The sequence below is a fragment of the Streptomyces sp. NPDC048196 genome (assembly GCF_040652715.1).
Taxonomy (GTDB): Bacteria; Actinomycetota; Actinomycetes; order Streptomycetales; family Streptomycetaceae; genus Streptomyces; species Streptomyces siderophoricus.
The window spans coordinates 155,034-162,141 of record NZ_JBEZMM010000013.1; the positions used below are offsets into that span (position 1 = coordinate 155,034).

The following is a 7,108-nucleotide window of genomic DNA, read 5'->3' on the forward strand; positions in this document are numbered from 1 at the left end:
AATGCCTTCGCCCCGAAAAGTGAGGATTGCACGATGTCGAAACCGATGCGGCCGTCGCGCGCCGCGCTGCCGGCCGCGGCGCTCACCGGCGCGCTGCTGCTCGCCGGCTGCTCCCACTCAGCCGGCACCGAGTCCCCCGGCAGCACCAGCGCCAAGGTGAACCCCTCGGCCGCCGCGACCCCCAGCTGGGCGCCGATCACCGGAACGCCGCAGGTCATCCCGGCGGTACGGGAGTTCCACCGGGCCGAGGGGCGCGGCTGGCGCCCCTCCAAAGGGGCCCGGGTGGTCGTCCCGGCCGGCAAGCGGAGCAACGTCGCCGACGAGGCCGCGCTGATGGCCCGTGACCTGGGCGGCCTGACCGTCGTCTACGGCGACGAGCCGGTCCGCCCCGGCGACATCGAGGTGAAGCTCTCCGGCAAGAACGGCGGCAAACAGGGCAACAACCTGCCCGTCCAGGACGCCGCCGACGAGGCCTACACCCTCACCGCCAAAGGGACCCGGCTCACTCTCACGGCCCCCACCGACGCCGGAATCTTCTACGCCACCCGCACGGTCAAGCAGGCCGTACGCGCCGCCGGCGGGCTCCCCGAAGGCACCGTCCAGGACCGCCCGGACCGCCCGCAGCGCGGAATGTCGCTGGACAACGCCCGCAAGCCGTTCACCGAGGCGTGGATCGAGGCGCGGCTGCGGGAGATCGCCGACCTCAAGCTGAACCAGTTCCAGCTGCACTTCTCCGACGACCAGGGCTTCCGCATCCAGAGCGACACCCACCCCGAGGTGGTCTCCGCCGACCACCTCACCAAGGCCCAGGTCCGCCGGATCATCGCGCTCGCGCGCAGCCTGCACATCTCCGTCGTCCCGGAACTGGACTCGCCCGGCCACCTGGGCAAGGTGCTGGAAAGCCATCAGGATCTCCAGTTGCACCGCGCCTCGGGCAGCGTGGTCCCCGGCGCGATCGACATCTCCAACCCCAAGGCCGGCCCGCTGATCGACTCGCTGCTGCGCGAGATGAGCCAGCTGTTCACCAACCCCAAGGGCGCCCCCGCCTACTGGCACCTGGGCGGTGACGAGTACCAGGCGCTGATGTCGTCCTCGCCGTCCACCACGTACCCGCAGCTGGCCCGGGCCGCGCGGCAGAAGTACGGGAGCAACGGCACGATCGAGGACCTGGCCACCGGCTGGCTCAACGACCGGCAGAAGACCGTCGAGGGGCAGGGCAAGAACCGGATCGAGGCCTGGAACGACGGCTTCTTCTCCAGCCCCGCGATCAGCGCCGACAAGAACCGGACGGTCGCCTACTGGACCGGCAAGGAGGTCGGCAAGCGTCCCCCCGAGGCGTTCCTGCGCGAGGGCCGCAACGTGCTGAACTTCAACGACGAGTACCTCTACTACGTCCTCGGCCAGCCCAACCAGTTCACCTATCCCACCGGCGAGCGCATCTACCGGGACTGGACGCCGAAGGTCATCCGCGGCACCCGGGCGGTGGACGTCCCCGCCTCCATGACCGGCCCGGACCGGATCCCCGGCGCGCGCTTCGCGATCTGGTGCGACCGGTCGCAGGCGCAGACCGCGCCACAGGTGGCCGCCGGAATCCGGCTGCCGCTGGCGGCACTGGCGCAGAAGACCTGGGCCCCGGGGACACCGGCCCTGTCCTGGACGGCCTTCACGACCCTGGCCAAGAAGGCGGGCTTGTCCGGTTGATGAGGAATGCGGCCCGCCCAGCCGGCCGCCACCCGGTAAGAAACGGGTGAGAACTCAGGTTGGTGGCGGGCCTGGGCCCACGAGGACGGCCGGGGCCGCCACCCCCCGATACGGGCTGACGTCGCTCTCGACGGGGGAGGGGGATTCGGCATCAGGTTCCGTGGCGGCCTGGGCCCACGAGGACGGCCGGGGCCGCCACCCCCCGATACGGGCTGACGTCGCTCTCGACGGGGGAGGGGAATTCGGCATCAGGCTCCGTGGCGGCCTGGGTCCACGAGGACGGCCGGGGCCGCCACCCCCCACAGGAGAGGCCCCGGCCGTCGTTCGTGGAGGGCCGTAACGGCCCTCTATCCGGTACAGCGCCGGACGGCCCGAAAGCGTCACACGCGGTGCGGGCGGTGGTACGGCCAGTGGTCTGGACGCGGGCCCGGCCAGGCCCGTAACGTGCGCATCCGCGCCGGTGGGCGCACGGTCTCCCGTATTCCGGTCCCGTGCGGTCCGCGATCCGGCCCGGGTGCGGAGCGGGTGTGCGCACGGGTTACGGTCAGCAGGAACAGCGGGGTTACCGGGGGTTCTCCCGGAACCCCGATCTACGGCGAAGCGAAGCACTGAAGCAGCAAGGACCGGGCGGCGGACATTCCACGTGCGACAGGATGGACCCGTGCGAGGGGACGACATTCAGCCGGACGACCGCCGGCTGACGGTGGCCGTACAGGCGGCGCAGGACGGCGACGAGGCAGCGTTCCGTACCGTCTACCGCGCCGTACACCCCCGACTTCTGGGGTATGTACGGACGTTGGTGAGCGAAGCGGACGTCGAGGACGTCACCTCCGAGGCCTGGCTGCAGATAACCCGCGACCTCGCCCGCTTCAGCGGCGACGCCGACCGCTTCCGCGGCTGGGCCGCCCGGATCGCCCGCAACCGCGCCCTGGACCACATCCGGATGCGCGGCCGGCGCCCGGCGATCGGCGGCGACGAGAGCGAACTGGCCGACACCCCGGCGGCGTCCGACACCGCCGGTGAGGCCCTGGAGGCCCTCGGCACCGGCCGCACCATGCAGCTGATATCCCGGCTGCCGCAGGACCAGGCCGAGGCCGTGGTGCTCCGGGTGGTGGTCGGGCTCGACGCCAAGAGCGCGGCCGAGGTGCTCGGCAAACGGCCCGGTGCGGTACGCACCGCCGCACACCGCGGACTCCGGAAGCTCGCCGAACTGATCGGCGACCCGCAGGGCGCCGGGGACCACGTCCCCGAGCAGCAGCGCGCCGGGGACGTGGCGGATTCCCGCCTACGGGGTGTGACGGAATCGGCCGCACGAACGCAGAAGGACATGTGATGGCCGACGATCGGTACGACTGGCTCGACAAGGACACTGCGGAGCGACTGCTGCGTGGTGAGCGAGTCGGTTCCCCGTACGACGCCGGCGCACAGGAACTCGAACAACTGCTGGCGGCCGCCGCCGCGGTCGGCGCACGGGCCCCCGAGGCCGCGCCGCTGCCCGGCGAGGAGGACGCCGTCGCCGCGTTCCGCCGGGCCGGTCCGCACGGCTCCGGCGCCCGTTCGGCACGCCGCGGCTCCGACGCCGCCGTGTCGACGGTCCACGCCGCCGCCGTCGCCGAACGCACCCGGTTCGCCCGCCCCTTCCGGCGCGGCTTCGCCGTTGCGCTCGCGGCCTGCGCCATCGGCGGGGTCGCCGTCGCGGCCGGGGCGGGAGTCCTGCCCGGCCCTTTCCGCGATGGCGGGGAGCCCGGACCGGGCTCCAGTGCCTCCTCCGCCAAGACGCCCGGACCGCTGGCCACCACTGAGCCCGGCGAGGCCCAGACCGACGGCACCACGGGCAGCACGCCCGACGCGACGCACGGCGGGACGTCCACCGCGCCCTCCGACACCGCGACGCCCGGGGCCAGTCCCGGCGCGACCGGGGTGCCGGGCAGCGGTACGCCCGGCCGGCACGGCGACCAGGGCGGCAAGAAGACCGACCCCGGCCGCGGCGCCAAGAAGAAACTTCTGCTCACTCTCTGTCAGGAGTACGAGTCCGGCAACCGGGACCGGATGGACCGCGACAAGCGGCAGCGCCTCGAACGCCGGGCCGGCGGCGCGGACAACGTGCACACCTTCTGCCGGACCTATCTGGCGCGCTATCAGTCCGGTGGCGGCTCGGGTGACAACGATGGCGTCGTCGGCAATCTGACCGGCGGCACCGGAACCAGCGGCAGCACCGGCCAGACCGGTGGCTCCGCCGGCTCCGGCGACGAGGAGGGCGACCAGCCCGCCCCGTCGCCCAGCGCCTCCAGCCCCGCCCCCACGCCCTCCGTGACCAGCACGGATCCCGCCGGGACGACCCCGAGCAGCACGGCCTCCGGCCGGGTGTGACGTTTTTTGAGCCGGTGACGCAGTACTGAGTGAAGCCGACTGGTCATCGGCTGCGCGAGAGCCGGGGTTCCCCCCGTACCCACGGCTCAGCGCATTTGGCGCGGGCGGGGCACGTTCCCCCGGCCCTGCCCGCGCCCTTCTCCCTCTTCTCGGCCTTCTCGCCCTAGTGGTAGACGACCACCTTGGTCCCCTTGTGCACCGCCGCGAACAGCGACGCGATCTTGTCCTTGTCCCGGACGTTGACGCAGCCGTGCGAGGCGCCGCGGTAGCCGCGGGCCGCGAAGTCCGCGGAGTAGTGCACCGCTTGGCCGCCGCTGAAGAACATCGCGTACGGCATGGCCGTGTGATACAGCGTCGAGACATGGCGCCGGCTCTTGAAGGCGATGGCGAAGGTGCCTTCCCGGGTCGGGGTGTACTGCGAGCCGAAGCGGACGTCCATCGCGGACACCACCCGCCCGTCGACCACCCAGGCCAGGGTGTTGCTCCGCTTGCTGATGCAGATCACCCGGCCCCGCAGACAGCGCGGATCCGGGACGCCGACCGGCCTGGTGGTCGGCGGGTAGAGCTCCGTCCGCGACGGCTCACGGGTCCGGGCCTGCAGCGCACGCCACGCCGCGGGCTGCACCGCCCCCGTACGCGGCAGCCCCTGATGCTTCTGGAACGTGCGGACCGCGGTGGCGGTGACCGAGGCGTAGTAGCCCGTCGGGGCGCGGTCGAACAGACCCAGCTGGGTCAATCGTGCCTGGAGTTCGCGGACCTGCGCGCCGCGCGAGCCCATCGCCAGCACCGCGCGCGGGGCCCGCGGCGCCGGATGCCCGGTGCGGTGCGGGCGCGCGGGAGCGGTGTGCCGGGCGGGCGCGGGGTGGGCGGTCAGCGGTGGGGGAGCGGGGGTGGTGGGGGCGTAGCGGACGCCCTTGCTGTCCGGCGCGCCGGTCCTGGTCACCGTCACCGGCCGGCAGCCCACCGCGAGCGCCGCCACCACCAGAACCGCGGCCGCCACCGGCGCCGTACGTCTTCCGCTGCTCCGCCTCATGCGCTACCCCCGGATCTGGGCGGCCCGACCGGCCAGTGGAGATGCTTCCCAGCGCTGCGGCGTGGCGAACCTGCGGGCATGCTGTGACAAAGGCGTAAAACCGTGACGACGGTGCATCGACCGTCGGAAAAGGACCACCGGATCGCGGTCACCCAGGCGGAGGCGTACTTCCATGGCGCAGGAACCGGGCAGTGTGCGGCACAACGAGAGCGGTCTGCCCGTCGAGCCGGTGTACGGGCCGGAGGCACTGGCCGGCTGGGACCCCGAACGCCGCCTCGGCGCGCCCGGCGGCTACCCCTACACCCGCGGCATCCACCCGACGATGTACGCCGGACGGCCCTGGACGATGCGCCAGTACGCGGGTTTCGGCACCGCCCGGGAGTCCAACGCCCGCTACCGGCAGCTGATCGCCCACGGCACCACCGGCCTGTCGGTCGCCTTCGACCTGCCGACCCAGATGGGCCACGACTCCGACACCCCGATCGCCTCCGGGGAGGTCGGCAAGGTCGGGGTGGCCATCGACTCCGTCGAGGACATGCGGGTGCTGTTCGGCGGCATCCCGCTGGACAAGGTCTCCACGTCCATGACGATCAACGCCCCCGCGGCGCTGCTGCTGCTCCTCTACCAACTGGTCGGCGAGGAGGAAGGGGTGCCGCCCGGCCACCTCACCGGCACCGTCCAGAACGACATCCTGAAGGAGTACATCGCCCGCGGCACCTACATCTTCCCGCCGGCGCCCTCGCTGCGGCTGGTCTCGGACGTGTTCCAGTACTGCCGTACCGAGATCCCCCGCTGGAACACCATCTCGATCTCCGGCTACCACATGGCGGAGGCCGGCGCCTCCCCCGCGCAGGAGATCGCCTTCACCCTCGCCAACGGCATCGAGTACGTCCGGACCGCGCTCGCCGCCGGCATGGACGTCGACGACTTCGCCCCCCGGTTGTCCTTCTTCTTCGTCTCCCGCACCACGCTCCTCGAAGAGGTCGCCAAATTCCGTGCCGCGCGCCGCATCTGGGCCCGCGTCATGCGCGAGGAATTCGGCGCACAGAACCCGAAATCCCTCATGCTGCGCTTCCACACCCAGACGGCCGGTGTGCAACTCACCGCCCAGCAGCCGGAGGTGAACCTCGCCCGGGTCACCGTCCAGGCCCTGGCCGCGGTGCTCGGCGGCACCCAGTCGCTGCACACCAACTCCTTCGACGAGGCGATCGCCCTGCCGACGGACAAGGCGGCCCGGCTCGCCCTGCGGACCCAGCAGGTGCTGGCCCACGAGACCGATGTGACCGCCACCGTCGATCCGTTCGCCGGCTCCTACGCGGTCGAGTCGATGACCGACGACGTGGAGGAGGCCGCCCTCGCGCTGATGCGGCGGGTCGAGGAGATGGGCGGCGCGGTCGCCGCCATCGAACACGGCTTCCAGAAGGAAGAGATCGAGCGCAACGCGTACCGCATCGCGCAGGAGACGGACGCCGGTGACCGGGTCGTCGTCGGCGTCAACCGGTTCCTCCTCGACGAGGAGGAACCGTACGAGCCGCTGCGCGTCGACCCCGCGATCGAGGCCCAGCAGGTCGAACGCCTCGCCCTGCTACGGTCCCGCCGCAGCGGCCCCGCGGTGACCGCCGCCCTCGACACCCTCCGCAAGGCCGCGGAGTCCCCGGACAACGTCCTCCCCCCGATGCGGGATGCGCTCCGCGCACGGGCGACGGTGGGGGAGGTGTGCGACGCGCTTCGGGGGGTTTGGGGTACGTATGTGCCGCCGCACGGGCTTTAGCCCACGTACCCGTCTGCGGCGCCGCGGTTGTTGATCGCCGTTGCGCGCTTTGCGGCGCCTCCCACGTACCCGTCTCTCCCGTCGCGGGTGTTGGTCGCCGTTGCTCCCCCACTGCCTAAAGGGCGTGGGAGGTACCCCCAGCGGCGGGCTGGGTGGGTGTTGGGTGCGGTGACGGGCCTCCGGGGCCGGTGTTTGGGACTGCTGGCGCTTTACGTCCCAAACACCGGCCCCTC

Annotated in this window: 5 protein-coding genes; 4 read left to right on the top strand and 1 reads right to left on the bottom strand. The window is 72.3% G+C overall.

The window, feature by feature from the left end:
- The first annotated feature begins 33 nt into the window (after positions 1-33).
- The 3 genes from AB0E02_RS16590 (at position 34) to AB0E02_RS16600 (ending at position 4,071) form a co-directional block, all read left to right on the top strand.
- Complete coding sequence (locus tag AB0E02_RS16590; protein WP_362139693.1) at positions 34-1,701, top strand: glycoside hydrolase family 20 protein; 1,668 nt, start codon at positions 34-36, stop codon at positions 1,699-1,701.
- Positions 1,702-2,362: 661 nt separating this feature from the next.
- Positions 2,363-3,034: an RNA polymerase sigma factor gene (locus AB0E02_RS16595; protein ID WP_362139695.1), complete on the top strand. Its 672-nt coding sequence runs from the start codon at positions 2,363-2,365 to the stop codon at positions 3,032-3,034.
- Entirely contained in the window at positions 3,034-4,071 is a 1,038-nt protein-coding gene (locus tag AB0E02_RS16600; protein WP_362139698.1) for a hypothetical protein, read from the top strand. Before AB0E02_RS16595 ends, AB0E02_RS16600 begins: the two co-directional genes overlap by 1 nt.
- A gap of 163 nt (positions 4,072-4,234) precedes the next feature.
- On the opposite strand, the gene AB0E02_RS16605 is transcribed toward AB0E02_RS16600, so the two are convergent.
- A complete protein-coding gene (locus AB0E02_RS16605; RefSeq protein ID WP_362139701.1) occupies positions 4,235-5,104 on the bottom strand; it encodes a L,D-transpeptidase family protein in 870 nt (289 codons plus the stop codon).
- 172 nt (positions 5,105-5,276) lie between these two features.
- Here AB0E02_RS16605 and AB0E02_RS16610 point away from each other — a divergent pair, with 172 nt between their 5' ends.
- Entirely contained in the window at positions 5,277-6,875 is a 1,599-nt protein-coding gene (locus AB0E02_RS16610) for a methylmalonyl-CoA mutase family protein (RefSeq protein ID WP_362139703.1), read from the top strand.
- Positions 6,876-7,108 lie beyond the last annotated feature (233 nt).

What these genes read in the sequence shown, in the direction of transcription:
- AB0E02_RS16605 (WP_362139701.1), bottom strand. Translation starts at nt 5,104, where the DNA reads ATGAGGCGGAGCAGCGGAAGACGTACGGCGCCGGTGGCGGCCGCGGTT.
- AB0E02_RS16600 (WP_362139698.1), top strand. Translation starts at nt 3,034, where the DNA reads ATGGCCGACGATCGGTACGACTGGCTCGACAAGGACACTGCGGAGCGA.
- AB0E02_RS16590 (WP_362139693.1), top strand. Translation starts at nt 34, where the DNA reads ATGTCGAAACCGATGCGGCCGTCGCGCGCCGCGCTGCCGGCCGCGGCG.
- AB0E02_RS16610 (WP_362139703.1), top strand. Translation starts at nt 5,277, where the DNA reads ATGGCGCAGGAACCGGGCAGTGTGCGGCACAACGAGAGCGGTCTGCCC.